Annotated in this window: 1 protein-coding gene (cut by a window edge); it reads left to right on the top strand. The window is 67.2% G+C overall.

The genetic code is table 11. The features are described from left to right. The coding region annotated (locus B116_RS0108040; protein WP_188116007.1) for a S8 family serine peptidase crosses the window boundary (this coding region is incomplete at its 3' end): on the top strand, positions 1–434 show 434 of its 1478 nt. Its footprint begins 1044 nt before the window's first position.

Raw genomic sequence — 434 nt, forward strand, 5'->3', positions numbered from 1 at the left:
GCGCGCACCGATGTCCTCGACCCGNTGACCCTCGCCGTGGAGAACCTCTCCGCGCAGCACGACACCCTCTTCGTCATCGCCGCCGGNAACANCGCAACGACCATCGNCACNCCNGGCAACGCCGAAAGCGCGCTGACCGTCGGCGCNGTNNACAAGCAGGACCNNNTCGCCGNGTTCTCCAGTGTCGGACCGCTGGCCGGCAGCGGAGGGCTCAAACCCGACCTCACCGCCCCCGGCGTCGCCATCAACGCCGCCCGCTCCCAACAGAGCACCGGCGACGGCATGTACACAATCAAGACCGGCACCTCAATGTCAGCCCCACACGTGGCCGGAGCAGCCGCTATCCTCGCCCAGCAACACCCTGACTGGACCGGCCAACAAATCAAAGACACCCTGATGAGCAGCGCCGAGACGCTGAGCGACAGCTACACCGC

This window comes from Salinispora fenicalii, from assembly GCF_000514815.1.
GTDB lineage: Bacteria > Actinomycetota > Actinomycetes > Mycobacteriales > Micromonosporaceae > Micromonospora > Micromonospora fenicalii.